Consider the following 25,636-nt stretch of genomic DNA (forward strand, 5'->3'; position numbering starts at 1 on the left):
GTCCAAACACCCCACAGGAAGAAATGTATGCCGATGATCAAGGTTGCCACCGAGGCGCATCACCCCGTCGAACTTCACTACGAGGACTATGGTGTCGGCAAGCCTGTGGTCTTGATTCATGGGTGGCCGTTGAGCGGTCGTTCCTGGGAGGCGCAGGTGCCTGCGCTGATCAAGGCCGGCTACCGCGTCATCACCTACGACCGACGCGGCTTCGGTACCTCCTCGCAGCCGTGGGCCGGCTACGACTACGACACGTTCGCGGCGGACCTGGATGCCGTGCTGACGCAGCTCGAGCTGCACGGCGTAACGCTGGTCGGCTTTTCAATGGGCGGCGGTGAAGTTGCCCGTTACATCGCGAAGTTCGGCACCGCAAGAATTGCCAAGGCAGTGTTTGCTTCCGCTGTGACGCCGTACCTTTACAAGTCGGCCGACAATCCTGAAGGCGGCCTGGACGACGCAACGATTGCGGGATTTCAAGGCGGTGTCGAAAGTGACCGGCTCGCCTTTCTGGACGCCTTCACCGAAAACTTCTTCAAGGCCGGCGACAAGGTGCAAGTCAGCGAAAGCCAGCGGGTGTATGCGCGCAATATCGCGGCTTTCGCCTCACCCAAGGGCACGCTGGATTGCGTGGCCGCCTTCGCTCGCACGGACTTCAGGGCCGACCTGGAAAAGATCAAGGTGCCCACGTTGGTCATTCACGGCGATGCCGATGCGATCGTGCCGTTCGAAGTGAGCGGTGCGCGCACGCACAAGGCGATTGCCGGCAGTCACCTCACTTTGATCAAGGGCGGCCCGCACGGGGTGAACCTCTCGCACGCTGCCGAATTCAACAAGGCCCTGCTGGAGTTCCTGGCCGTCTGAGTTCCGGGCGCTCCAAGGTTATTTGCCGGGCAACCGAAGTCCCGGTTTCTACAATCGGACGCATGAAGCCTCTCGTCTACACCCGCGGCCAAGCCCTGGCCGGCATTCTTGCCCAGCGCATCGCCATCCTCGACGGTGCGATGGGCACGATGATTCAACGGTTCAAGCTCAATGAGGCGCAGTACCGAGGCCAGCGCTTCAAAGATTTCGAGCGCGACGTCAAAGGCAACAACGAGCTGCTCTCGCTCACCCGGCCCGATGTCATTCAGGACATCCACGAAAGCTATCTGGCCGCCGGTGCCGATCTGATCGAGACCAATACCTTCGGCGCCACCACCATCGCGCAGGAGGACTACAGGATGGCCCATCTGGCGCGCGAGATGAATCTCGAGTCCGCCAAGCTGGCCCGCGCAGCCTGCGACAAATTCAGCACGCCCGACAAGCCGCGCTTCGTGGTGGGCGCGCTCGGCCCAACGCCCAAGACCGCGAGCATCAGCCCGGATGTGAACGATCCGGGCGCGCGCAACGTCGACTTCGAATCGCTGCGGGCGGCCTACTACGAGCAGACCGAGGCACTGGTCGAAGGTGGCTCAGACGTCATCCTTGTCGAGACGATCTTCGACACGCTCAATGCCAAGGCCGCGCTGTTCGCGGTCGAGGAGTATTTCGACAACAGCGGCGAGCGGCTGCCACTGATCATCAGCGGCACCGTGACCGACGCGTCGGGCCGCATCCTGAGCGGCCAGACCGTGACCGCGTTCTGGCACAGCATCCGGCATGCACAGCCGCTGGCCGTCGGCCTCAACTGCGCGCTCGGCGCGGCGCTGATGCGGCCGTACATCCAGGAGCTGGCCAAGGTCGCGGGCGACACCTTCATCAGCTGCTACCCCAACGCCGGACTGCCCAATCCAATGAGTGAGACCGGCTTCGACGAGACGCCCGACGTCACATCGCGGCTGCTGCACGAGTTCGCCGCCGAAGGTCTGGTCAACATCGTCGGTGGCTGTTGCGGCACCACGCCCGACCACATCGCGGCCATCGGGCGGGCGGTGGCGCCGCTGCACGGACGCATGCTGCGCAACGCGTTCTATCGCGAAGCCGCCTGATCGGAAGCGTCGCGATCTGCGTTCGATCGGCGACTTGGCGAGTCTTCACTTTCAGCAAATTTGTGAAGCGCAGATGAAGCTTGCGCTCCAAACGCAACGTGCGTGCACGCGGACGCTTCATGCCGCGTTGTTCGACAAGGTCAGGCCGGCACAGACGCGGTTAAGGCCGATTGACAACGCTTCAGACCGCGGCCTACCCTGACCTCGCACAAGGATTCAACATGAACAAGACAAACGCTCAGCGATGGATCGGCATCGGCGCCCTCGCGCTGATTCTTCCGGTGGCAGCCGCAGCACAGCAGGCCTTCACGCGCGGGCCCGTCAACTTGCGCGCTGGCCCCTCGGGCGACTACCCGACGGTGGCGCGACTCGGTCCGGGCCAGCCGCTCGACGTCATCGGATGCACCAACGGCTACGGCTGGTGCGACGTCGTGTTGCCCGACGAACTGCGTGGCTGGGTCGCAGCTCAAAGCCTCGACTACGCCTACGAAGACCAGCGTGTGCCGTTGGCTACCTACGGCGCCAGCATCGGCGTCCCGATCGTCGGCTTCGCGATCGGCAACTACTGGGCCGATAACTACCGTGATCGCTCCTGGTACGGCGACCGCCGCTACTGGGGCAATCGGCAACCGCCGCCCGTGCAAGGCTGGCGTCCGGAGCGGCCGCCGCAACCGGGCTGGCGCCCTAATCCGTTTCCAGGTGGCGGTGGCGGAGGTGGCTATGGCCCGGGCTTCGGCCCCGGTTATGGTCCTGGCTATGGTCCCGGTTATGGTCCCGGCCGCCCCGGTAATCCCAACTTCGGCGGGCCCGGTGGCGGTCAGCCTCCCGGCTACCGGCCACCCGGCGGGAACTTCAACCCGCCGCAGCAGGGGTTTCGTCCCCAACCGATGCCGCAGCCCGGCTTTCGTCCGCTGCCGGGCGTCGGGCTCCAGCCGTCGCCGCCGCCAGCCCCATCCAACGTACAGCCGCGCAGCAATGGCTTCCAGAAGGACGGCCCCTGACCTGACCCGCAGCGACCTCGCTCGCTGCTCACCCGCGGCGTCGCATCAGGTCGACGAAGCGGCTCGCTCCCAGCCCGAGCGGCCGCTCCTTGGACCACACGACATCGACCCATAGGTCGAGTCCGTTGCTGAGGTTCTCGAAAGGAATTTCGACCAGCGCGCCAGCGGCTATGTGCGGCAGCACCACGTTGCGCGGCAACCAGCCCCAACCCAGGCCTGCCGCGATCAGGCTCAGTGCCGCGAGGGCGTTGTCGGTGCGCCAGGTGTCTCGCGCATAGACGAAGCGCGGATCGCTCGTCGCCAGATCACGCCCAGCGACGACGATCTGCCGCGTCGTGATGAGGTGTTGTTCACGCAGTTTGCCGGCGGCCTGTGCGAGCACGGGGTGCGCTGGCGCGATGACTGCGACCATCGTCTCGCTGCTCACTTCCTGAAAGCCTTCGCGACCGTCCAGGCTCGGCCGCTCGAACACGAGCGCCAATTGCGCGCGACCGGTGTGCAGCATTTCGAGCGCATCGGCCTGCGGCGCCGCCAGCACTTCGACTTCGAGCAGGGGATGCTCTTGCGCCAGTGTGGCGAGCGCGGCGCTCCACGGTGCCGCTAGCAACTCAGGCGCAATGGCCAAAGTGAGCCGGTGCTCCAGGCCCTGCGTCAGCGAAAGCGCTTGAACCTGCAACTGCCGCAACTGCGTTGCCAGCAACCTCGCTTGCGGCTCCAGCGAGCGCGCGGCGGCATTGGGCCGCGGCTCGCGGCCGGCGCGGTCGAACAGCGGCAAATCGAGTTCCGCTTCGAGGTTGGCGATCGCCATGCTGACCGCCGAAGGCACGCGGCCCAGCGCCCGCGCGGCGGCCGAGAACGAGCCTTTGTCGATTACCGCGAGAAAGACTTCGACGCTGTCGCTCGACCAAGCCATGCCGTTCCACCTGTCAATTAAACTGAAAGTAGATGACTTTATATGTCAGCGTGTCGAACATAAAGTCGCTGCATGCAAGGAATCAAACGCCGCGTCGTCTACATCACCCTCTACGAGGGGATCGCCATCGTGGCCGCCAGCGTCGGACTCACGCTGATGTCCGGAAAGGGCCTCGGTCACTCGGGCGCATTGGCGGTCGTCGCCTCGGTCATCGCGGTGCTTTGGAACCTCGCCTTCAATGCCCTTTTCGAGCGCTGGGAGGCGCGGCAATCCGTGCGCGGGCGTAGCGTCAAGCGCCGCATCGCGCATGCCGTCGGCTTCGAGGGCGGGTTGATCGCCTTTCTGGTGCCGGTGTTCGCCTGGGCGCTGGGCGTGAGCCTTCTCGAGGCGCTGGTGATGGACCTCGGCCTGGTCGTGTTCTTCCTGGTCTACACCTTCGTTTTCAATTGGGGCTTCGACACCGTTTTCGGTCTGCCCACATCGGCTGCAACGCCTTCCACGAGCGCTGCTCAGCCGGCCTGAACCCCCGCCGTCTGCGGCATGCAACACTCGCTCGATGTCATCTTTGGAATGGGCCGCGTCGGCCTTGCAGGCGTTCGACGGGGCGGTGGCCGCGAGCAAGGGCTTTCGCAGCCGCGAAGGGCAGCGGCGCATGGCCGAACACGTGGCGCGCACGCTGAGCGTTGCCACGCTCGGCAAGGCTGAAAAGTCGAATCTTCCGCAAGAGTCGCAAATCGGCGCCGTCAGCGGCGCCGATGAGCCGGTCCGCGCGATTGCCGTGATCCAGGCAGGGACTGGCGTCGGCAAGTCGCTCGCCTATTGCGCACCTGCCATCGCGCTGGCCTTGGCGCGCAACACGCGCGTGATGATTTCCACCGCTACGGTCGCGCTGCAAGAGCAGTTGGTGAACAAGGACTTGCCGGCGCTCGCCGCGCTGCTGCCCGAGCCGTTTCGCTTCGCGCTCGCCAAGGGCCGTGGTCGCTATGTGTGCAAGCTGAAGCTTGAACGCCTGACCGGCATGGCGGCGGATGGCGCCGCCGCAGAGCACGGAAGCCACGGCGAAGAGGGCGACAACTTCGAAGACGACCTGTTCGCCGACGAAGAAGCCGGCGAGGGCGCGTCGCGCGCCGTGCGGCCACCGCACGAGGTCGCTGCGCGCCTCCAGTTCCATACCGGTATCGCGCAAGCGCTTGACCGCGGCGTGTGGGATGGCGACCGTGATTCGCTCGACGCCCAGCCCGCCGCCGACCTCTGGGCACCGATGGCGGCCGACGCTGCGTCGTGCACCGGCAAGCATTGCCCATCGTTCAACGGCTGCGTCTACTACGAGCGCCGCAAGACGCTGGTCGGCGCGCAGGTGATCGTGGTCAACCACGACCTGTTGCTGTCGTCGCTCAACAACCGTTTGCTACCCGAGCTCGACAACTGCCTGCTGATCCTCGACGAGGCGCACCATTTGCCGGCCACCGCGCTCGCGCAATTTGCCTGCCGCATGGACCTGGGCCGCCACGCGTGGGCCGAGCGGCTGGCCCAGCGTGCGGTGCGCGTCGGTGTGCGGCTGGAGGTGACCGAGGTGGCCGACATTCCGATGCATGCCTCGCAGATGCGACAGGCACTGCAACAGGTCGAGCGGCTGGTGATGGAGCTGTACGGAGAAGCGCTCCAGACCGGCCTCGCGAACGCCTTCAACGCAACGGGTCGCAACACATCCCGGGCACGTTTGCCGCTCGGTGAACTGCCGGAAGCGCTGCAGGGACCACTCGGTCGGGTGGCGCACCATGCATCCGGATTTTTGGATGCGTTGCGTGTCATCGCGAGCGCGTTGCGAGCCGAAATGCGCGACCAGCCCGCGCTCGCCCGCCGGCTGTCCGCCATGTATGCCCAACTCGGCGCGCTGGCGCCACGGCTCGAACAGACACTCGACACCGCTCAACTGCTGCTGCGCGACGCAACGCCCGGTGCAGCGCCGGCCGCCAAATGGTTCACGCTGGAAGTCGATGGCGACCTGGCCACGCTGCAAGCCCACGCGAGTCCGTTGCTGCCCGGCGCGACGCTGCGCAACAACCTGTGGAACAAGGTGCGCGGCGCAGTGCTCACATCGGCCACGTTGACCAGCTGCGGACGCTTTGATTTTTTCTTGCGCGAGTCGGGGCTGCACGGTTTGCACGAGGAAGGCGTCGCGACCACGCTCGAAGTGCCCAGCCCGTTCGACTACGCCAAGCAAGGCAAGCTCATCGCGGTCGAGACCCGAGCCGATCCGCGCGAAGCTGCCGCCTATGTCGCCGAGATGGTGAAAGCCTTGATGCGCGATCTGGCCGATGTGCGGCACGGTGCGCTCGTGCTGTTCACCTCGCGGGAGCAATTGCGCATGGCCGTCGAGGCGCTGACGTCCCGCCTGAAGTCCATCGTGCTGCTGCAGACGGCGATGCCGCGCCAGCAGTTGATGGCCACGCACCGCCACCGCGTGGCCGAGGGCCTGCCTTCGATCATCTTCGGCATGCAGTCGTTTGGCGAAGGGCTGGATCTGCCGGGCAAGCTGTGTGAGTCGGTCTTCATCGCCAAGCTGCCGTTCGCATCACCCGACGATCCGGTGAGCGAAGCGCGCGCCGAGTGGCTGCGTACAGTCGGCCGCGATCCTTTCACCGAGTTGGTGGTGCCGGCCACGGCGATCCGTTTGGCGCAGTGGGTCGGTCGCGCGATCCGCAGCGAGGACGATCGGGCGAGCGTGTACTGCTATGACCGGCGGCTGGTTCGTACGTCTTATGGGCAACGGTTGCTGCAGGGCTTGCCGGCGTTTGCGCTGACGACTGTGTGTGCGGCGGAGGTGGCGGTGGTCGTTTGACCAAACCCTCACGCGGCATCGACGATCCGAAAGCCGCCTAAAATTGAGTCTCTCGAGGAGCGTTGCAGCGTTGACCGGTCTTTCTCAAGACCCGGTCACGTCAGGCTCGGGATCGCAACGACGCTCACCTGATTTCAAAAATCTACAGGTGAGCCCGTGTCCCAGATGTCCCAGATGTCCCCGAACTCCGAGTCCCCAGAGACCTCAGGTACCCCGATTCCTCCGCCGCTGATGCTCTCCGGCCTGGAGCCGGTCACCATCGGCGAGGGCGCCTTGTTCGTCAACATCGGCGAGCGCACCAACGTCACCGGTTCGAAAGCATTTGCCCGAATGATCTTGAACGGTCAGTTCGAGGAGGCGCTCGCGGTAGCACGCCAGCAAGTCGAGAACGGCGCGCAGGTAATCGACATCAACATGGACGAGGCCATGCTCGACAGCAAGGCTGCCATGGTCCGGTTTCTCAACCTGATCGCCAGCGAACCCGACATCGCGCGGATGCCGATCATGGTCGACAGCTCCAAGTGGGACGTCATCGAAGCGGGGCTGCGCTGCATCCAGGGCAAGGGCATCGTCAACTCGATCTCGATGAAAGAAGGCGTCGACGGCTTCAAGCGGCAGGCCAAGCTGGTGCGGCGTTACGGCGCGGCAGCGGTGGTCATGGCGTTCGACGAAAAGGGCCAGGCCGACACCTACCAGCGCAAGATCGAAATCTGCGAGCGGGCCTATCGCATCCTGGTCGACGAGGTCGGCTTTCCGCCTGAAGACATCATCTTCGACCCGAACATCTTCGCCATCGCGACCGGCATCGAAGAGCACAACAACTACGCGGTCGACTTCATCAACGCGACGCGCTGGATCAAGCAAAACCTGCCGGGCGCACGGGTGTCGGGTGGCGTGTCGAACGTGAGCTTCAGCTTTCGCGGCAACGACCCGGTGCGCGAGGCCATCCACACTGTATTTTTGTACCACGCCATCAAGGCGGGCATGGACATGGGCATCGTGAATGCCGGCATGGTCGGCGTGTACGACGACCTCGAGCCGGTGCTGCGCGAGCGGGTGGAAGACGTGGTGCTCAACCGCCGCGAAGACGCTGGCGAGCGCCTCGTCGAAGTGGCCGAGACGGCCAAGAGCGGCGCCAAGGACGAGAGCAAGAAGCTCGAGTGGCGCGGCACGTCGGAGCATCCGGTGGCGGTCGACCAGCGGCTGTCGCATGCGATGGTGCACGGCATCACCGACTTCATCGTCGACGACACCGAGGAGGCCTACCAGATCATTTTGGCGAAGGGCGGCCGGCCGCTGCACGTGATCGAAGGGCCGCTCATGGCCGGCATGAACGTCGTGGGCGATCTGTTCGGCCAGGGCAAGATGTTCTTGCCGCAGGTGGTCAAGTCGGCCCGCGTGATGAAGTCGGCCGTGGCGCATTTGCTGCCCTACATCGAGGCGGAAAAACTGCTCGACGAAGCCGCGGGGCGCGATGTGCGCACCAAGGGAAAGATCATCATCGCGACGGTGAAGGGCGACGTGCACGACATCGGCAAGAACATCGTCACCGTCGTGCTTCAGTGCAACAACTTCGAAGTGGTGAACATGGGCGTGATGGTCCCGTGCCACGAAATTCTGGCGCGCGCCAAGGTCGAGGGCGCCGACATCGTGGGGCTCTCGGGCCTCATCACGCCGAGCCTCGAAGAGATGCAGTATGTCGCCGGCGAGATGCAGCGCGACGACCATTTCCGCATCAAGAAAATCCCGCTGATGATCGGTGGCGCGACCACCAGTCGCGTGCATACGGCCGTCAAGATCGCGCCGCACTACGAGGGCCCGGTCGTCTACGTGCCCGATGCCTCGCGCAGCGTGAGTGTGGCGCAGAGCCTCCTTTCGGACAACGCGACCAAGTACATCGAAGAACTCAACGCCGACTACGAAAAGGTGCGACTGCAGCACGCCAACAAGAAGCAGATACCGATGTGGTCGCTGGCGAAATCGCGGGCCAACAAGACGCCGATCGACTGGAAGAACTACACGCCGCCGGTGCCCAAGTTCATCGGTCGCCGCGTGTTCAAGAACTACGACCTGACCGAGCTCGCCAAGTACATCGACTGGGGCCCGTTCTTCCAGACCTGGGACCTCGCGGGTCCGTTTCCCGCCATCCTGAAAGACGAGGTGGTCGGAACCGAAGCCGTGCGCGTGTATGCCGACGGTCAGCGCATGTTGAAGCGCCTGATCGAAGGGCGTTGGCTCAGCGCCAGCGGCATCGTCGGTTTCTGGCCCGCCAACACGGTGAACGACGACGACATCGAGTTCTATACCGACGAGAGCCGCACCGAAGTCGCCATGACCTGGTATGGCATGCGCCAGCAGACCGAGAAACAGATGATCGACGGCGTGATGCGACCGAGCCGCTGCCTGGCCGACTTCGTCGCGCCGAAAGACAGCGGCCTGAAAGACTATGTCGGCATGTTCGCCGTTACCGCGGGCCTGGGCGTCGAGAAGAAGGAGAAGTACTTCGTCGACGACCTGGACGACTACTCGGCCATCATGCTGAAGGCGCTGGCCGACCGGCTGGCCGAGGCGTTTGCCGAATCGCTGCATCACCGCGTGCGCACCGACCTCTGGGGCTATGCGCCGCACGAAGGCCTGAGCAACGAGGACATGATCGCCGAGAAGTACCGCGGCATTCGACCGGCGCCCGGCTATCCGGCGTGCCCCGACCACAGCGTCAAGCGCGAGATGTTCGAAGTCATGCAGTGCCAGGACATCGGCATGACGCTGACCGAAAGCCTCGCGATGACGCCCGCCGCCAGCGTCAGCGGCTTCCATTTGAGCCATCCTGACTCGACGTACTTCAACGTCGGCAAAATCGGGCATGACCAGTTGCAGGACCAGGCGGCGCGCAGGAAACAAAGCGAGGCCGAGTTGGAGCGGCTGCTGGCCCCGAATCTATAACCCGTCGGCCGGTGCGTCCGTGGCCGGCGACCGGGAGTTTCTATTTTCCAGAAGTTGATCTTTGCCGCGTCGCACTACGCGGCGCTGGCGGTGTTCGTCGTGAGCTGTTGGGGCTACGGGCGCGCCGTGTTGTCGCGCATCGGCGTGCCCACGCCGGCCGACGTTTGGCTCGAAGCCGGAATAAGCGCCACGCTCGGGGTCGGCCTGTTCATCTGCGCGTTTCAGGCATTGGCCATTGCGGGATTGTTCGGCGTGACGGGCGTGATTGTGCTGGTCGCTATCGGCATCGGCGCTGCGGCGCTGCAAGTGCCGGCATGGCGGCGGCAATTGCGTGAGCGTGCCGCGGCTGCTGCCTTTCCTTCCTCCTGGGGCGCCGACGCGCCGATGTCGTGGCTCGACAAAGCCGCACTCGCCGCGCTCGCGCTGATCGCTCTTCCGGCGCTGGTCGCACCGCTCGCACCGCCCGCCGTCTTCGACGAACTGATGTACCACCTGCCGTACGCGCGCATGCTGGCGCAGACCGGCGCGCTCGGCATCCACGACTGGCTGCGCTACCCCTGGTTTCCGTACAACTACAACCTGCTCTATGCCGCCGCGCTGCTGGTCGGCGACGACGTGCTGCCGCACTTCCTGAGCGCGCTCGCGGGCGCACTGTCGGTAGGGATGGTCTATCGGCTCGGACGACAGCACACCAGCCGCACGCTCGCGCTCGCCGGCGCCGCCATCTGGCTCGGCCTGGGCGACTACGCCAGTGCGCTGATCGACATGGGCGTCGCACTGTTCGTGCTGGCCGGCTGCGTCGCGCTGTGGTGGTGGCGCGAGGCGCAGGGTGCGAAGCGTCCGCAAGCGCCGCGCTGGCTGGTCGTGGCGACGTTTTTCTTCGGCGTGGCGGCAGGGTGCAAGTACCAGGCGTTGACCTTTCTTCCGTTGGTCGCGGTGTTCGTGCTGTGGCGCGAGCGTCGGCCCAAGGTGCTGGCGCTCGCGCTGTTGAGCTTCTTGTTGCCGTGCATCTACTGGTACGCGCGCAACGCCATCACGACGGGCGACCCGTTCAACCCGATCGGCGCGCGCCTGTTCGGCTTCACCAACTGGAACGCCGCCGACTATCAGAACCAGTTCGACGACGTGAAGGCGCACGCGGCATGGCCGAACCTGGCGATCTGGGGCGTCGTGCTGGCGCCTTTGAGCCCATGGTTCAAGCGGTCTGCGGCGGTGCGCGCGGCGGTCGTGTTCTGCGCCTACTCGCTGGTCGTCTGGTTCGTGACGTCGCGCTATCCGCGCTACATGACGGCGTCGTACCCGTTGGTCGCGCTCATGGCTGCGCTGGGCTGGGCCGTGTTCTTCAAGGCGATCGCTTCGGGCGTTCGCAAGGCCGCACCGGCATTCGCGGCGTGGTCACGATGGTCGACGGTCGGCGCCTGGGTCGGTGGACTGTTGATCGTCACGCTCGCCGTTATGTCGGTGCAACAGACCTTCAAGAAAGGCGCCATGGTCTCGGTCACGCCGAGCGCGCGCGACGCCTTCCTGCGCGTGAACGTGCCGGGCTATGAAGTGATGCGCTACCTGCGCGAGCATCCGCACGGCAAGCTCTATCAGGTGGCGCTGAGCGAGGCGATCTACTACGGCCCCGACGAGGTCTGGGGCGACACGCTCGGGCCGTGGCGCTACGCCGATTTTCTGGCGGCGCCGCCAGCCGAGATGGCGCGCAAGTTCATGTCGCTGGGCTTCGGTTCTCTGGTCGTCGCCTCGCCCTATGTGGCGGGCCTGAGCAGCAAGCCCGGCTTCGACAAGCACTTCGTTCCACTGTTCGAAAAGGACGGTGCCAAGGCCTACCGTATCCTCGCGGACGCGCCATGACCGAACTCTCCTCACCTTCCCTGCGCATCGCCGCCGTCATTCCGTGCTTCAACGAAGCGCTCGCCATCGCCCAAGTCATCGCCGAGTTCCGCGACGTCTTGCCCGAAGCGCAGATCCATGTCTTCGACAACCGCTCCACCGACGACACCGCCGCAGTGGCACGCGCCAGCGGGGCGCGCGTCACGCATGTGGCGCTGGCCGGCAAGGGCAACGTCACGCGGCGCATGTTCGCGGATGTCGAGGCCGATGTGTATGTGATGGTCGATGGGGATGCGACCTACGACCTCGACGGCGTGCGCCCGATGATCGACGCGCTGCTCGCCGGCAACCTGGACATGGTGGTGGGCTACCGTGTCGACGACGGTGCCGATGCCGACACCTACAGGGCCGGGCACCGTCTCGGCAATCGCATGCTGACTGGCGCTGTCGCCGGACTCTTCGGCGGCCACCTCACCGACATGCTGTCGGGCTACCGGGTGTTCTCGCGCCGCTATGCCAAGTCGTTCCCGGCCGTGTCGGCGGGTTTCGAGATCGAGACCGAACTCACGGTGCACGCGCTCGAACTGCGCATGCCCTTCGCCGAACTGCCGGTGCGCTATCGCTCGCGGCCCGAGGGCTCGCACAGCAAGCTGTCGACCTACCGTGACGGCTGGCGCATCCTGAAGACGATCTGCAAGCTGTTCGTGAGCGAACGGCCGCTGCAGTTCTTTGCCAGCATCGCCGGCGTGCTGGCGCTCGTGTCGCTGCTCGCCGCCCTGCCGCTGGCGCTCACTTACGTCCACACTGGTCTGGTGCCGCGCTTGCCGACAGCCGTGCTGCTCACCGGCAGCATGCTGACCGCCATGCTCGCCTTCGTTTGCGGCGTGGTGCTGCACACGGTGACCATCGGCCGGCGGGAAGCCAAGCGGCTGCGCTACCTCGCGATCCCGGGCGTGCGACACGCTGTCGGGCCTTGAAGCATCCACCGATGTGCAGCGATGCGGCGATCAAAGCGCGATGAAGCTCGGTCGTGAATTCCTGACCTTCGCTGCGGTGGGCATCGTCGGCCTGGGCGTCGACGTCGGCGTGCTGTACCTCGCCGCGCCGGTGTTCGGCTGGTATGCGGCGCGCGTGTTGTCGTTTCTGGCGGCGGCCAGCGCGACCTGGGCGCTCAACCGGCGCTACACCTTCGCGGCGCGGTCGTCGAACACGTCGATCTGGCGTGAGTACCTCGGCTACCTGGTGACGATGCTGGGCGGCGCCGCCATCAACTATGTGGTTTACGTCGCGACCCTGCACTGGATCGACGGTCGCTGGGCGCCCGCGCTCGGCGTCGCGCTCGGCAGCTGCGCCGGCCTCACGCTGAACTTTCTGTCGGCGCGGCAGCTGGTGTTCAATGCCCGGCGCGGTCCCTGACTGGGAACCGCGACGCCACGCGGGGTGGGGCCGGGCAGGCTAGTCGAGCAGCGGCTCGAGCCCTGATGCGCTGTCGATTTCGGTGGGCTTGTAGAGCTTGTGCGCCGCCGCCGGGCCGGGGACATCGGTAACGACGACCAAACGCCATTGGTCTGTCGTCTTGGCGCACGCGCGCTCTTGCGCCGAGAGCTGAAAGCTGGCCATCCCCGCCGCCGTGCCTTTCACCGCGAGCTTGAGCAACGTGGCGCCCTTCTTGTCCTTGACCTCGATGTCGTAGCCGAGGTTCTGGCCGACCACGTTCTCGGGCTTGTAGCCGTAGCCCGCGAAGTGGCGCGTCAGATACTCCAGCGCGGCCGTCTGCAGCTCTTCACGGGAGGCGACGACCACCACGACTTTCGGCGGCGGCACCGGAACGCCGCCCCGCGCACGTGCGGCCAGCATGTCTTCGTCGGTAGGCAGCCAGCCGCGCGCGCCACGCACCAGCACTGCGACCTTCAGGTCGGCATCCCACGAAGCGACGTGCCATTCCTGCTCGTCCGGGACACGTGTCGAGACTTTGGCCGCCTTGTCTGTTTCCAGGTCGGCAATCGCGATGCGGTTCGTCTGCAATACGGCCCGCACGCCTTGGCCCGCGTCGAGCGACCGCTTGAGCAAAGTCAGACGGTCTTTGGCGCGCTGAATCTGCTGGGCGCTTCGCTCCCCGCCGTCCAGCCGGCGCTGCGCATCCAGCGACTCGAGATAGAACCAGCGCCCATCGCCGGAGATGCTGACCAGCTCCGCCCAGACGGTGGCGATGACGTTGTCGCCGGTCGCCAGCCAGGCGTGATCGCCCGCTTTGTCGCGTGCTTCGAACACGCCCATCCGGGCAATGATTTCGACAGGCGTGCGTTTTTCGCCGGTGAGGCGCTTTTCGTTGATGAGGGCCAGGACGGCGGGTTCGACTTCTTTTTCCATGCGGGGGGGAATCTGCGGGTTGTGACCGTTTCAAGTATGCCGCGAAGTCTTTGCGCGCTCTAGTGCAAGCGCTCAGTGCGCGCCGGAAAGTACCGTCGGCACCTCGGTCGCAGGCGGTGTATTGCGACTCCGGCCGCAACGCACGATGCCGTCGATCATCACCATGCCGACGCCCGGAATGTCGCCAATCTGCACGCTCTCCAGCAGTCCGGCAGCGGGCGAATGCTGCGCCCGGTCCATGAACACGAAGTCGGCATCGCGGCCGACTTCGATCAGGCCGCTGTTCAGATTACGGATGCGCGCCGTGTTGCCGGTCGCAAAGCAGAACACCTGCTCTGCCGGAATGTTGGCGAAGGCTGAAATGAACGACACCATGCGCAGGATGCCGAGCGGTTGCACACCCGAACCCGCAGGGCCATCGGTGCCGAGGATGACGCGGTGCGGGCACTTCAGTTCCATGGCGGCGCGGGCCGCGGCGATGGCGGTTTTCTCATTGCCGTTGTGCACGATCTCGATGGCGCGCGAACTCTTCTCGCACAGCTCGCACACATGCGCTTCGGGCAGCGAGGTGTGGCCGCCGTTGATGTGGCCGATGATGTCGGCGTCGGCTTCGAGCACCACGTCCTTGTCGATGTAGCCCGAACCCGGCACGGATGGGCCACCCGTGTGGATGGTGCTCTGGATGCCGTACTTGCGCGCCCAGGCCACCATCTCCTTGGCTTCGTAGCCGGCCTTGACCGTGCCCAGTCCCACTTCGCCCAGCAGGCCGACGCCGGCTTCGGCCAGTTCCTTGAAGTCGCTCTCGACCATGCCTTTTTCGATGACGGGCGCACCGGCCAGCACCTTCACGCCGGCCGGGCGAAAGTTGTCGAACGCGCGTTGCGCCGTGATGGCGAGCGCCTTCAGTCCGACGATGTCTTTCGGTCGTCCCGGCAGGTGCACTTCACCGGCCGAGATCATGGTCGTCACGCCGCCGTTCATGCTCGACTCGATCCAGCCGAGCTGGCTCTGGCGTGGCGTCCAGTCGCCGAACACCGGGTGCACGTGGCTGTCGATGAGACCGGGCGCCACGGTGGTCTGATGGCAGTCGATGACGGTCTTGGCACCCTCGACATCCAGGTCCTTGTACTTGCCGACCGCGACGATCAAGCCGTCGTTCACCACGATGGTGTCGGCATCGAGGATGGGCTTGTCGATGTCGCCCGAAAGCAGCAGGCCTATGTTCTGGATGACGACTTTGCCCGACTTGCCGCCGGTTGCGATTTCTGCCATTTCTTGACCTCGTGGGGGACTGTTGTTGGTTCATCGGGGACGCCGGCATCGACCGTGCGCAACACGGTCTCGATGACGAAGTCTTCCCAGTGCGACACCGCTTCGGGCGTTTCGAGCGGCTCGCCCAGAAACGCCGTGAGCGTGTGTCGGTTCGACGTATAGAAGTAGCCGGTCGACGCGATCAGCAGGTAGAGATCGCGCGCGGCGACGTCGGCGCGAAAGAGCCCTTGCTGCACGCCGCTCGTGAGCAGTTGCTGGATGATGGCGATGGCCTGCGAGGAGTACTCGCGCGCCCGCAGCGACTTGGCGATGTGCCGACCCTTGTGCAGGTTCTCGGTGTTGAGCAGCGTGACGAACTCGGGGTTCTTGCGGTAGTAGCCGAGCACGAAGCGAATCACCGCGGTGAGCGCCTCGACAGGCCGCGTGGCATCGAGTTCGATCGAGGCCTCGGCCTCGTCCATGCGCCGGTAGATGCCTTCGAGCACCGCGATGAAGAGGCCCTCTTTGCTGCCGAAGTAGTAATAGATCATCCGGTCGAACGACTTGGCGGCTTTCGAGATTTTCTCGACGCTTCCGCCGTCGTAACCGTACTTGGCGAAGACCTTGGTCGCCGCCTTCAAGATCGAATCGCGCGTGGCCTGCGCCGCAGCCTCGCGCACGCCGGTACGACGTGTGGGCTTGGCGGCAGCCTTGCGCTCCATTATTTTTCAGCGAAGGCGCGTTCGATCACGAAGTCGCCGGGCGTCGACGTGTTGCCTTCCTTGAAGCCTCGCGCTTCGAGCATGTGCTTCAGGTCGACCAGCAGTCCGGGGCTGCCGCACAGCATGACGCGGTCTTCTGCGGCATTGATCGGCGGCAGGCCAAGGTCGTCGGTCAGCTTGTTGCTCTCGATGAGCTCGGTGATGCGGCCCATGTTGCGGAACTCTTCACGCGTCACGGTCGGGTAATAGAGCAACTGCTTTTCGATCATCTCGCCCAGGATCTCGTGCTTGGGCAGGTGGTCGGTCACCAGGTCGTGATACGCCAGCTCGTCGATCTGGCGCACGCCGTGCACCAGGATGACCTTCTCGAACTTCTCGTACGTTTCCGGGTCGCGGATGATGCTCATGAACGGTGCGAGGCCGGTGCCGGTGCCGAACAGATAGAGCCGCTTGCCGGGCAGCGTGTAGTCGATGAGCAGCGTGCCCGTGGGCTTGCGACCCACGATGATGGTGTCGCCCGGCTGGATGTGCTGCAGCTTCGAGGTCAGCGGGCCTTCTTCGACCTTGATGCTCAGGAACTCCAGGTGCTCTTCGTAGTTGGGGCTCACGATGCTGTAGGCGCGCAACAACGGCTTGTTGTTCACCTTGAGGCCGATCATGGTGAAGTGGCCGTTGGAGAAGCGCAGGGAAGGATCTCGCGTGGTGGTGAAGGTGAACAGCCGATCGGTCCAGTGGTGGACGGTCAAAACGCGTTCTTCGCTGAATGCACTCATACGGGATTCGATGTTGGTTGTGAACAGAAGTCGATCATCCGATTGTCCTAGGTTGCCAAAAGCCTTGCGAGCCCGCTTTGGAAACGCCGCTCGAAAACACCATTGCAAGCCTCGGGCCCGTTTGCTACATTGACCGTGAATGTAGTGAACACCACATGAAAGTGTAGGGAATGCTACACAAATGTCAGACGCCCTACAAGCGCGGCTGTCGGCACGTTTGTTGCACGCAGCGGGAACACGCATCCAGAAGAATCCCAACGAGATCGCCACGATGACCGAACACACCAAGACAGACGGATTGCCCGGCATGGACATGCCGGTGCCCGCCAGCCGCGAGGACCACGCCGTCGCCAAGCCGGCCAAGATCGAGTGCAACGCCTGCCCCGTGCTGTGTCAGATCTCCGATGGCCGCACCGGCGCCTGCGATCGGTACGCCAACCGCGACGGCGTGCTGGTGCGCGTCGATCCCGTGGTGCTGCTGCGTCGTGAGCTGTCGAGCGCCTCGCCCGCACTCGTACCCTTCGACCGACCGGCCGCAGAAACCGCCGATGGCATCGACCCCGACTGGAACGGCGACCTGCTGCATTCCGACGAAGTCTTCGTTACCGGCGTTGGCTCGTCGACGACGTACCCCGACTACAAACCGGCGCCCTTTATCGTGGCGTCGAAGGCGCGCGGCGTGGACATGATCACCGTCGTGACCGAAGGCATCTTCAGCTACTGCAGCCTGAAGGTGAAGATCGACACCGATCGTTTTCTGGGCGCCGAACAGGCCAACGTGCGCTACCGAGGCGAAGTCGTGGGGCACGTCACCACGGCGGAATACGGTTCGCAGATGCTGTCGCTCGGGGGTGTGCATCACCTCACCGGTGGCAGCAAGAAAGAAGGCCGCATGACGGTCGAGCTGATGCAGTTGCTCGGCAACAAGAAGCCGGTCGAATGCACCATCGACGGCGGCGCGAGCATGGTGATCCAGGCGGGCAAGGCGCCGATCGTCAACGGCGTCGAAGAGCAGCGCATGCGCGTCGGCTGCGGCTCGGCGGCCGTCGGCATCTTCGCGCGCCAGTTCGCCAGCGTGGCCGACGAGGTGGTGGTGGTCGACGACCACATCACCGGCGTGCTCACCGAACACCAAGCCGGCAAGTGCCTCGATATGCCGAAGTCGGGGGTGCAGATGCGCGGCCGCAAATCGACGCCCGGCCGTTACTTTCAGGTGGCCAATCCGGGCAATGGCTGGGGCGGCACCGACATCGACGATCCGCTGTCGATCATCGAAGGTTGGGAAGCGGGCGTCGCCAAGCCCGGCCTGCGCCTGCTCATGACATCGACCACCGGCGAGCACGCGCAGTGGTACGTGCTGGACGACGCGCTGCGGCCCGTCGAGCAGCCGATGCCGTCCGAGGTGCGCCGCATCGTCGAGCGCATCGGCGAGAACTGCGAACCGTCGCTGTGCACGGTGTTGTTTCTCGGCGGCGCCGGCGGCAGCCTGCGCGCCGGCGTCACGGAAAACCCGGTGCTGCTGACGCGTGCGATCAAGCAGGCGCTGGTCAACGTGACCTGCGGCGGCGCGCCAGCCTATGTCTGGCCCGGCGGCGGCATCACGGTCATGGCGGATGTCATGCGGATGCCCGACAACAGCTTCGGCACCGTGCCGACGCCGGCCATCGTCGCGCCGATCGAGTTCAGCATGCGGCGCGACGACTACGCCGCCCTCGGCGGCCACATGGACAGCATCTTTTCGCTGGAGCAGGCGCTCGCGCGCGGTGCCTGGCAAGACGATGGCGCCCCGCTCGCGCGCCAGTGGCTGGCGATCGACGAGGCCAATCCGTGGCCACTGGGTCAACCGCCGATGCTGGGTTAAGGCACTGCTCCGAATATGACGGCACGACGCAACCGGCTCGACGCGGACCGCTGGCATTTCAGCCACGGGCCGATCGACGTCATCGCCGAGGCACATGGCGATGCCGCGGTCGTTGCCGAGGCACATGAGGCCGCGTGGCAGCGCTTCGCCGGCGTGCTCGACGAACTGGTGGGCGAGCTGCGCGAACTGCGTCGACCGATTCAAACAGTGCAGGCGACGCATACGCTGCACGGCCCTATCGCACGCCGCATGTGGTCGGCCTGCGCCCCCTTCAGTGCCGGCTTCATCACGCCGATGGCAGCCGTCGCCGGCTCAATCGCGCAAGAGCTCGTCGCCTGCTATCTGCGCAGCGGTATCGAACGTGCCTGGATCAACAACGGCGGTGACATCGCGCTGCACCTCGCGCCGGGCGCGCAGGTGCGCATCGGCCTGCTGGCGGACATCGCGACCTTCGATTGGCGCGACGCCGGCCCGCTCTTCACCGACGGCCAATTCGACATCACTGCCGACATGCCGGTGCGCGGTGTCGCGACCAGCGGCTGGCGCGGCCGCAGCTTGTCGCTCGGCATCGCGGACAGCGTCACCGTGCTGGCGGCCACTGCAGCCGAGGCCGATGCGGCGGCGACGGTGATCGCCAACGCGGTCGATGTCGACGACGCGGGCATTCGACGCAAACCGGCCAGCGAATGCAAGGACGACAGCGACCTCGGTGACATCCCTGTGACGGTCGATGTCGCGACGCTCGATCCCCTGCAGGTGCGCCGTGCACTGGAGGCGGGAGCGGCCTGTGCCAAGGCGCTGCAACAGGCCGGCCGCATCCACGCGGCCGTGCTGGTTTGCCAGAAGCAATGGCGCATGGTCGAGCCCTTATGCTCGGACGCATTGCAGAACGCGCAGCCCGCCGGGCGCGTCGCGATGTCTGCAGTTGGTTCAGTATTTGCTTAACGAAAAGCAAGGCAACTTTCAATGATCGCAATGATCGATATCCGTCGCGTCTTCACCCATGTCGAGCACATCCACCACGAGTTCGGGCCGCGCGCCGAGACTCCGTTGGTGCGTGGCGCCATCGGCGTGGTGATGACCAATCCGTTCGCCGGCCGCTACGAGCCCGACATCCTGCCGATGATGGCCTTGCTCGATCCGGTCGGGGTCGACATGGCGCACCGGCTGCATGCCGCCATGGACGTGCCGCTCGACCGGCTTGCGACTTATGGCAAGGGCGCCATCGTCGGCGCTTCCGGCGAGCTGGAGCACGGTGCGCTGTGGCATGTGCCCGGCGGCTATGCGATGCGCGAGCTGCTCGGCTGGAAGGGCGACCGCGTCGCCTACATGGCGGGCAAGGCCGCCGCCGGGACCGGCCAGCCGGCCAACGCCTTGTCGATCGTGCCGTCGACCAAGAAGGTCGGCCCGCCCGGTGCCGCGCTCGACGTGCCGCTGACCAACATCAATGCCAGCTACGTGCGTGGTCAGTTCGATGCGATCGAGGTGCGCGTGCCCGGTGCGCCGGCTGCGGACGAAATCGTCTTCATCCTGGCGATGAGCACGGGCTATCGCATCCACGCGCGCGTCGGTGGGTTGCTGGCCAAAGACATCGCCAAATGGGATGGCCTGCGTTGAACGCAGCACCCACGACGCATAGAAAGACAAGGAAGAATTCATGAGCGCGAACATCAGAAAACTCGTTGTGCAAGTCGACGAAATCCGCAAGGAAATGGGCCAGCCCATCGATCCGCCGACGCGTCGTGCCGTCGCCATCGCCGTCATCGAGAACCCGTACGCCGGCCGCTACAGCGAGAACCTCGACGCGCTGATCGCCATCGGCGAAGAGCTCGGCGCACTGCTCGGACAGAAGGCCGTCGCCGCGTTGGGCATCGCGCCCGGCGACGTCGAGAGTTACGGCAAGGCGGCCATCGTCGGCGAGGCCGGCGAGCTCGAACATGCGGCGGCCATCCTGCATCCGAAGCTGGGCGCGCCCCTGCGAGCCGCGGTCGAAAAAGGCGCCGCATTGGTGCCGTCGAGCAAGAAGCGCGGCACGCTCGGCACCGCCATCGACGTGCCGCTCGGTCACAAGGACGCCGCATTCGTGCGCAGCCACTTCGACGCGATCGAAGCGCGTGTGTCAGATGCGCCGCGCGCCAACGAGATCGTCGTTGCCGTGGCCGTCACCGACAGCGGCCGACCACTGCCGCGCATCGGCGGCCTGAAGGCCAGCGAGATCAAAGGCGAAGACGGTCTTCGCTGAACATGAGCACACCCCCAGCCTTCGCGCACTTCGTGTCGCTTCACCAACCCCCTTGCAGGGGGCAACACCAGCGGCCGGGCAAAGCCCGTTCCGCGGTGTTCCCGGCGAAGAGCTACTCATTCGTTACTTGTCACCATCCCGAAGGAGTTTTCCGATGAACCCATTGCGTCATGTCTTCAGCGCCGCGGCCCTCGCCGTGTTCGCCATCGCCGTCGTGCCCGCCCATGCGCAGGGCGTGATCAAGATCGGCGAAGTCAACAGCTACAAGGCGCAGCCCGCCTTCCTCGAGCCCTACAAGAAGGGAATGGAGCTGGCGGTCGAGGAGATCAATGCCAAGGGCGGCGTCAACGGCAAGAAGGTCGAGCTCATCACGCGTGACGACAACGCGAACCCCGGCGACGCCGTGCGCGTGGCCGAAGAACTGGTGGCGCGCGAAAAGATCGATGTGCTGACCGGCACCTTCCTGTCGAACACCGGCCTGGCCGTGGCCGACTTCGCCAAGCAAAAGAAAATTTTCTTTCTGGCCGGCGAACCACTGACCGACAAGATGACATGGCAGGGCGGCAACGAGTACACCTTCCGCCTGCGCCCCGGTACCTACATGCAGGCCGCGATGCTGGTACCCGAAGCCGTCAAGCTCAACAAGAAGCGCTGGGCCGTCGTGTACCCCAACTACGAATACGGCCAGTCGGCAGTCGCTGCGTTCAAGACGCTGCTGAAGGCGGCACAGCCCGATGTCGAGTTCGTGGCCGAGCAGGCGCCGCCGCTGGGCAAGGTCGACGCCGGTGCGGTCGCGCAAGCGCTGGCCGATGCCAAGCCGGACGCCATCTTCAACGTGCTGTTCGGTGCCGACCTGTCGAAGTTCGTGCGCGAAGGCAATACGCGTGGCCTCTTCAAAGACCGCGCGGTCGTCAGCGTGCTGACCGGCGAGCCCGAGTATCTCGATCCGCTCAAGGAAGAGACGCCCAACGGCTGGATCGTCACCGGCTACCCGTGGTACGGCATTCAAACGCCCGAGCACAAGGCCTTCTTCCTGGCCTATCACGCCAAGTACAACGACTATCCGCGCCTCGGCTCGGTGGTCGGATACACCATGATCAAGTCGGTCGCAGCCGGCATCGCCAAGGCGAAGAGCACCGAGCCGCTGAAGCTGGTCGCCGCCTTCAAGGGCCTGCCGGTCGACACGCCATTCGGCAAGATCACCTACCGCGCCGAAGACCATCAATCGACGATGGGTGCGTTCGTCGGCAAGACCAAGAATGAAGGCGGCAAGGGCGTGATGGTCGACTACACGTACTTCGACGGCGCCAAGTTCCAGCCGAGCGCCGCCGACGTCAAGAAGTCGCGCGCCGCAGACTGATCGTTCTTTTTTTCGACCGCTAGCTTTCGACTGCCCGACTCATGAGCCTCTCGTCCCTGCTGCTGCAGTTCCTCACCGGGCTGTCATCGGCTTCTTCGTTGTTCCTCGTGGGCGCGGGTCTGTCGTTGATCTTCGGGGTCACGCGCATCGTCAACTTCGCGCACGGCTCCTTCTTCATGGTGGGTATCTACATTGCCTACACGCTGGTCGACCGGCTCGGCACCGGGCTCGGTTTCTGGCCGGCCGTCGTGATCGCCGCGCTGGCCGTCGGGGTGCTCGGCGCGCTGATCGAAATGGTGCTGCTGCGGCGCATCTACAAATCGCCGGAACTGTTCCAGTTGCTGGCCACCTTCGCACTCGTCCTGGTCATCAAGGACGCGGTGCTCTATCTATGGGGGCCCGACGAATTGCTCGGCCCCCGCGCGCCGGGTTTGTCGGGCGCGGTTGAAATTCTCGGGCGGCAGTTCCCGACCTACGACCTGTTTCTGATCGTCGTCGGCCCGGTCGTTCTCGGCCTCATGTGGTTGCTGCTGACACGCACGCGCTTCGGCACGCTGGTGCGCGCCGCCACGCAAGACCGCGAGATGGTCAGTGCGCTGGGCGTCAACCAGGCGTGGCTCTTTACGGCGGTGTTCGCGCTGGGCGCCATGCTCGCGGGACTCGGTGGTGCGCTGCAACTGCCGCGCGAGCCGGCCACGCTGGCGATGGACTTGAACACCATCGGTGCCGCCTTTGTTGTGGTGGTTGTCGGCGGCATGGGCTCGATCCCCGGTGCCTACGTCGCCGCGCTGCTCATCTCCGAAATCAAGGCGGTCTGCATCTGGCTCGGCGTGGTGGAACTCTTCGGCTACAGCGTCTCGTTCTCCAAGCTCACGCTGGTGGTCGACTTCATCGTGATGGCGATCGTGCTGGTGTGGCGCCCGTGGGGCCTGTTCGGCCGGCCGCAGGCGCCGAGCCGCTATGTCGGTATGGCTGAAGAACCATTGCGTCGCGCCAGCAAGGGCTATCTGTGGGCCGTTGCCGTGCTCGGCGTACTGCTGATGGCGATGCCGCTGCTCACGGTCGACTCGCCGTACACCACGGTGCTGATGATCGACCTGCTGATCGCCGCGCTCTTCGCTGCCAGCCTGCACTTCATCATGGGTCCGGCCGGAATGCATTCGTTCGGCCACGCCGCGTATTTCGGCCTGGGTGCCTACGGCGCTGCGCTGCTGGTCAAGGCCAGCGGCCTGCCGATGGAACTCGCGTTGATCGTGGCGCCGCTGGTCGCAGCCATCGGCGCTTTCGTCTACGGCTGGTTCGCGGTGCGGCTGTCGGGGGTCTATCTGGCGATGCTGACGCTGGCCTTCGCGCAGATCACCTGGGCCATCGTCTACCAGTGGGATTCGTTCACCGGCGGCAGCAACGGGCTCACCGGCGTCTGGCCGTCGGAATGGCTGTCGGACAAGCGCATGTACTACTGGCTCACGCTGATCCTGGTGGCGGCCGGCGTGCTGCTGCTGCGCCGCGTGCTGTTCTCGCCCTTCGGCTACGCGCTGCGCGCCGGGCGTGACTCGGTGCTGCGTGCCGACGCCATCGGCATCGACGTCAAGCGCATGCAATGGACGGCGTTCGTCATCGCCGGCACCGCAGCCGGTCTAGCGGGCTCGCTCTATGCGTTCTCCAAAGGCAGCATTTCGCCAGAGAGCCTGAGCGTCGACAAGTCGGTCGACGGGCTCGTCATGGTGTTGTTAGGCGGTGTCCAGACTCTGGCGGGCCCGGTCGTCGGTGCCGTCACCTTCAGCTGGTTGCACGACACGGTGGCGCGCAATACCGACTACTGGCGCGCGATGCTGGGTGCGATTATTTTGATTTTGGTGCTGCTGTTCCCGCAGGGCATCGCGGGGTTTTCCAAGCAGATGTTCGACAAGCTGAAACGCAAGACTGTAATGGCGGGGGATACCCCCGTCCCAGCCTTCCCCCGGAAGGGGAAGGAGCAACTTCCATGAACGCAGACATCGCAACATCCGTGACCGACGTCCCGCTTTTGAAGGTCACCGGCCTCGGCAAATCCTTCGGTGGCGTGAAGGCGGTCGACGGCATCGACTTCGAGTTGAAGGCCGGCGAACTGCTGGCGCTGATCGGGCCGAACGGCGCGGGCAAGTCGACCACCTTCAACATGGTCAACGGGCAGCTCAAGGCCGACCAGGGTTCCATCCTGTTCGACGGTCACGAACTGGTGGGCATGAAGCCGCGCGCCATCTGGCGCCTGGGTGTCGGCCGCACCTTCCAGATCGCAGAAACCTTCGCTTCACTGACGGTGGTCGAGAACGTGCAGATGGCGATGCTGTCGCACGACGGCAAGCTGTTCTCGATGTGGCGCCGCGCCGCCGAGCACAAGCGCGACGAGGCCATCGCCTTGCTCGACCAGGTCGGCATGAAGGCGCAGGCCGATCGGCCGTGCAGCGAACTGGCTTACGGTGACGTCAAGCGCGTCGAGCTCGCCATCGCGATGGCCAACGCACCCAAGCTGCTGTTGATGGACGAGCCCACTGCCGGCATGGCACCTAAGGAGCGCAACTCGCTGATGGCACTGACCAAAGACCTCGTGATCAGCCGCGGCTTGGCCGTGCTGTTCACCGAGCACAGCATGGACGTGGTGTTCGCGTACGCCGATCGCATGATCGTGCTGGCGCGCGGACGCCTGATCGCGCAGGGCAAACCGCTCGAGATCCGCGACCACCCGAAAGTGCAGGAGGTGTACTTCGGCAGCGGCAAGACCTTCGAGAAGATCGCGGAGAAAGCGGCGGCTGTGTCGGCCGCATTGGGGGCTGCCGTATGAGTGCAAACGAATTGCTGCTCGAAGCCAAGTCGCTCTGCGCCTGGTACGGCGCAGCGCAAATCCTGTACGACGTCGACCTCGAGGTGCGGCGCGGCGAAGTCGTCGCGTTGATGGGCCGCAACGGCGCCGGCAAGTCGACCACGCTGAAGACACTGATCGGCATGCTGACCAAACGGCGCGGCGCGGTGCGCTTCCTGGGGCACGACATTTCGAAGAGCGAGCCGCATGTGGCGGCGCGCCTCGGGCTCGGCTTCGTGCCGGAAGACCGGCGCGTGTTCACCGATCTCACGGTGATGGAGAACCTCGAAGTCGGCAAGCAGCCTGAACGGCACTGGACCGACGGCACGGCGGCACCGGTCTGGACGCCCGAGCGGCTCTTCAAGCTGTTTCCCAATCTCGGCGAAATGCCGAACCGGCCGGGTGGCCGAATGAGCGGCGGCGAGCAGCAGATGCTGACCGTCGCGCGCACGCTGATGGGCAACCCGTATCTGGTGCTGCTCGACGAACCGTCAGAAGGCGTCGCGCCGGTCATCGTCGAACAGATGGCCAACATGATCCTCGAGCTCAAGTCGCAGGGCGTCAGCATCCTGCTGTCGGAGCAGAACATGCACTTTGCGGAACTGGTGTCTGATCGCGCTTATGTGCTTGAAAAAGGTCAGATCCGTTTTCACGCGTCGATGGCCGAGCTTGCCGCCAACGAAGATGTGCGGCGGCAATATCTGAGCGTTTGATTT

22 protein-coding genes and 1 riboswitch are annotated in these 25,636 nt (G+C 65.0%); of the genes, 17 read left to right on the plus strand and 5 right to left on the minus strand.

All coding sequences use genetic code 11. From position 1 onward, the window contains the following. Positions 1-27 precede the first annotated feature (27 nt). From H7F36_RS06265 to H7F36_RS06275, 3 genes are all read left to right on the plus strand, one after another. On the plus strand, positions 28-861 hold the full coding sequence (locus H7F36_RS06265; RefSeq protein ID WP_187053870.1) for an alpha/beta fold hydrolase: 834 nt from the start codon (positions 28-30) through the stop codon (positions 859-861). A 62-nt stretch (positions 862-923) separates the two neighbouring features. Continuing rightward, positions 924-1,967, plus strand: a complete 1,044-nt coding sequence (locus tag H7F36_RS06270; RefSeq protein WP_187053871.1) for a homocysteine S-methyltransferase family protein — start codon at positions 924-926, stop codon at positions 1,965-1,967. A gap of 221 nt (positions 1,968-2,188) precedes the next feature. Further along, a complete protein-coding gene (locus H7F36_RS06275) occupies positions 2,189-2,968 on the plus strand; it encodes an SH3 domain-containing protein (RefSeq protein ID WP_187053872.1) in 780 nt (259 codons plus the stop codon). 28 nt (positions 2,969-2,996) lie between these two features. Here the strand turns inward: H7F36_RS06275 and H7F36_RS06280 are convergent, their stop codons facing one another. Then, complete coding sequence (locus H7F36_RS06280; RefSeq protein ID WP_187053873.1) at positions 2,997-3,881, minus strand: LysR family transcriptional regulator; 885 nt, start codon at positions 3,879-3,881, stop codon at positions 2,997-2,999. A gap of 72 nt (positions 3,882-3,953) precedes the next feature. On the opposite strand from H7F36_RS06280, the gene H7F36_RS06285 reads away from it, so the two are divergent. From H7F36_RS06285 to H7F36_RS06310, 6 genes are all read left to right on the plus strand, one after another. Continuing rightward, positions 3,954-4,403 carry a PACE efflux transporter gene (locus H7F36_RS06285; protein ID WP_187053874.1) on the plus strand — a complete coding sequence of 150 codons (450 nt, stop codon included), beginning with the start codon at positions 3,954-3,956 and terminating at the stop codon, positions 4,401-4,403. A 34-nt stretch (positions 4,404-4,437) separates the two neighbouring features. Beyond that, a complete protein-coding gene (gene dinG / locus H7F36_RS06290; RefSeq protein ID WP_187053875.1) occupies positions 4,438-6,723 on the plus strand; it encodes an ATP-dependent DNA helicase DinG in 2,286 nt (761 codons plus the stop codon). 49 nt (positions 6,724-6,772) lie between these two features. Further along, positions 6,773-6,856, plus strand: a riboswitch (S-adenosyl-L-homocysteine riboswitch). Between the two features lie 41 nt (positions 6,857-6,897). After that, positions 6,898-9,666: a methionine synthase gene (gene metH / locus H7F36_RS06295; RefSeq protein WP_187054826.1), complete on the plus strand. Its 2,769-nt coding sequence runs from the start codon at positions 6,898-6,900 to the stop codon at positions 9,664-9,666. Positions 9,667-9,720: 54 nt separating this feature from the next. Beyond that, positions 9,721-11,523 (plus strand): ArnT family glycosyltransferase, encoded by a 1,803-nt coding sequence (locus tag H7F36_RS06300; protein ID WP_261802514.1) that lies wholly within the window; start codon positions 9,721-9,723, stop codon positions 11,521-11,523. Further along, entirely contained in the window at positions 11,520-12,479 is a 960-nt protein-coding gene (locus H7F36_RS06305; RefSeq protein WP_187053876.1) for a glycosyltransferase family 2 protein, read from the plus strand. The genes H7F36_RS06300 and H7F36_RS06305 overlap by 4 nt, the downstream gene beginning before the upstream one ends. A gap of 40 nt (positions 12,480-12,519) precedes the next feature. After that, a complete protein-coding gene (locus H7F36_RS06310) occupies positions 12,520-12,918 on the plus strand; it encodes a GtrA family protein (protein ID WP_187053877.1) in 399 nt (132 codons plus the stop codon). Between the two features lie 39 nt (positions 12,919-12,957). Here H7F36_RS06310 and H7F36_RS06315 read toward each other — a convergent pair whose 3' ends face one another. From H7F36_RS06315 to H7F36_RS06330, 4 genes are all read right to left on the minus strand, one after another. Beyond that, on the minus strand, positions 12,958-13,872 hold the full coding sequence (locus tag H7F36_RS06315) for a protein NO VEIN domain-containing protein (protein WP_187053878.1): 915 nt from the start codon (positions 13,870-13,872) through the stop codon (positions 12,958-12,960). Between the two features lie 72 nt (positions 13,873-13,944). Further along, positions 13,945-15,144 carry an amidohydrolase family protein gene (locus tag H7F36_RS06320; RefSeq protein WP_187053879.1) on the minus strand — a complete coding sequence of 400 codons (1,200 nt, stop codon included), beginning with the start codon at positions 15,142-15,144 and terminating at the stop codon, positions 13,945-13,947. Continuing rightward, positions 15,090-15,845 (minus strand): TetR/AcrR family transcriptional regulator, encoded by a 756-nt coding sequence (locus H7F36_RS06325; protein WP_187053880.1) that lies wholly within the window; start codon positions 15,843-15,845, stop codon positions 15,090-15,092. The genes H7F36_RS06320 and H7F36_RS06325 overlap by 55 nt, the downstream gene beginning before the upstream one ends. Beyond that, positions 15,845-16,618, minus strand: a complete 774-nt coding sequence (locus H7F36_RS06330; RefSeq protein WP_187053881.1) for a ferredoxin--NADP reductase — start codon at positions 16,616-16,618, stop codon at positions 15,845-15,847. Before H7F36_RS06330 ends, H7F36_RS06325 begins: the two co-directional genes overlap by 1 nt. 271 nt (positions 16,619-16,889) lie before the next feature. Between H7F36_RS06330 and H7F36_RS06335 the strand changes: the two genes are divergently transcribed. The 8 genes from H7F36_RS06335 to H7F36_RS06370 all read left to right on the plus strand — a co-directional run bounded on the left by H7F36_RS06335 (position 16,890) and on the right by H7F36_RS06370 (position 25,633). Continuing rightward, positions 16,890-18,479 carry a 6-hydroxynicotinate reductase gene (locus H7F36_RS06335; RefSeq protein ID WP_187054828.1) on the plus strand — a complete coding sequence of 530 codons (1,590 nt, stop codon included), beginning with the start codon at positions 16,890-16,892 and terminating at the stop codon, positions 18,477-18,479. Between the two features lie 15 nt (positions 18,480-18,494). After that, positions 18,495-19,424, plus strand: a complete 930-nt coding sequence (locus tag H7F36_RS06340; protein WP_187053882.1) for a UPF0280 family protein — start codon at positions 18,495-18,497, stop codon at positions 19,422-19,424. A 30-nt stretch (positions 19,425-19,454) separates the two neighbouring features. Continuing rightward, positions 19,455-20,096 carry an amino acid synthesis family protein gene (locus H7F36_RS06345; RefSeq protein WP_187053883.1) on the plus strand — a complete coding sequence of 214 codons (642 nt, stop codon included), beginning with the start codon at positions 19,455-19,457 and terminating at the stop codon, positions 20,094-20,096. A 40-nt stretch (positions 20,097-20,136) separates the two neighbouring features. Then, entirely contained in the window at positions 20,137-20,721 is a 585-nt protein-coding gene (locus tag H7F36_RS06350) for an amino acid synthesis family protein (RefSeq protein WP_187053884.1), read from the plus strand. 154 nt (positions 20,722-20,875) lie between these two features. Beyond that, entirely contained in the window at positions 20,876-22,081 is a 1,206-nt protein-coding gene (locus H7F36_RS06355) for an ABC transporter substrate-binding protein (RefSeq protein ID WP_187053885.1), read from the plus strand. A 41-nt stretch (positions 22,082-22,122) separates the two neighbouring features. Then, positions 22,123-24,069, plus strand: a complete 1,947-nt coding sequence (locus H7F36_RS06360) for an ABC transporter permease (RefSeq protein WP_187053886.1) — start codon at positions 22,123-22,125, stop codon at positions 24,067-24,069. Then, positions 24,066-24,902 carry an ABC transporter ATP-binding protein gene (locus H7F36_RS06365; protein ID WP_187053887.1) on the plus strand — a complete coding sequence of 279 codons (837 nt, stop codon included), beginning with the start codon at positions 24,066-24,068 and terminating at the stop codon, positions 24,900-24,902. Before H7F36_RS06360 ends, H7F36_RS06365 begins: the two co-directional genes overlap by 4 nt. Then, on the plus strand, positions 24,899-25,633 hold the full coding sequence (locus tag H7F36_RS06370; RefSeq protein WP_187053888.1) for an ABC transporter ATP-binding protein: 735 nt from the start codon (positions 24,899-24,901) through the stop codon (positions 25,631-25,633). The genes H7F36_RS06365 and H7F36_RS06370 overlap by 4 nt, the downstream gene beginning before the upstream one ends. The last annotated feature ends 3 nt before the right edge of the window (positions 25,634-25,636 follow it).

It is taken from the genome of Variovorax sp. PAMC28562, assembly GCF_014303735.1.
Classification (GTDB): domain Bacteria; phylum Pseudomonadota; class Gammaproteobacteria; order Burkholderiales; family Burkholderiaceae_C; genus Variovorax.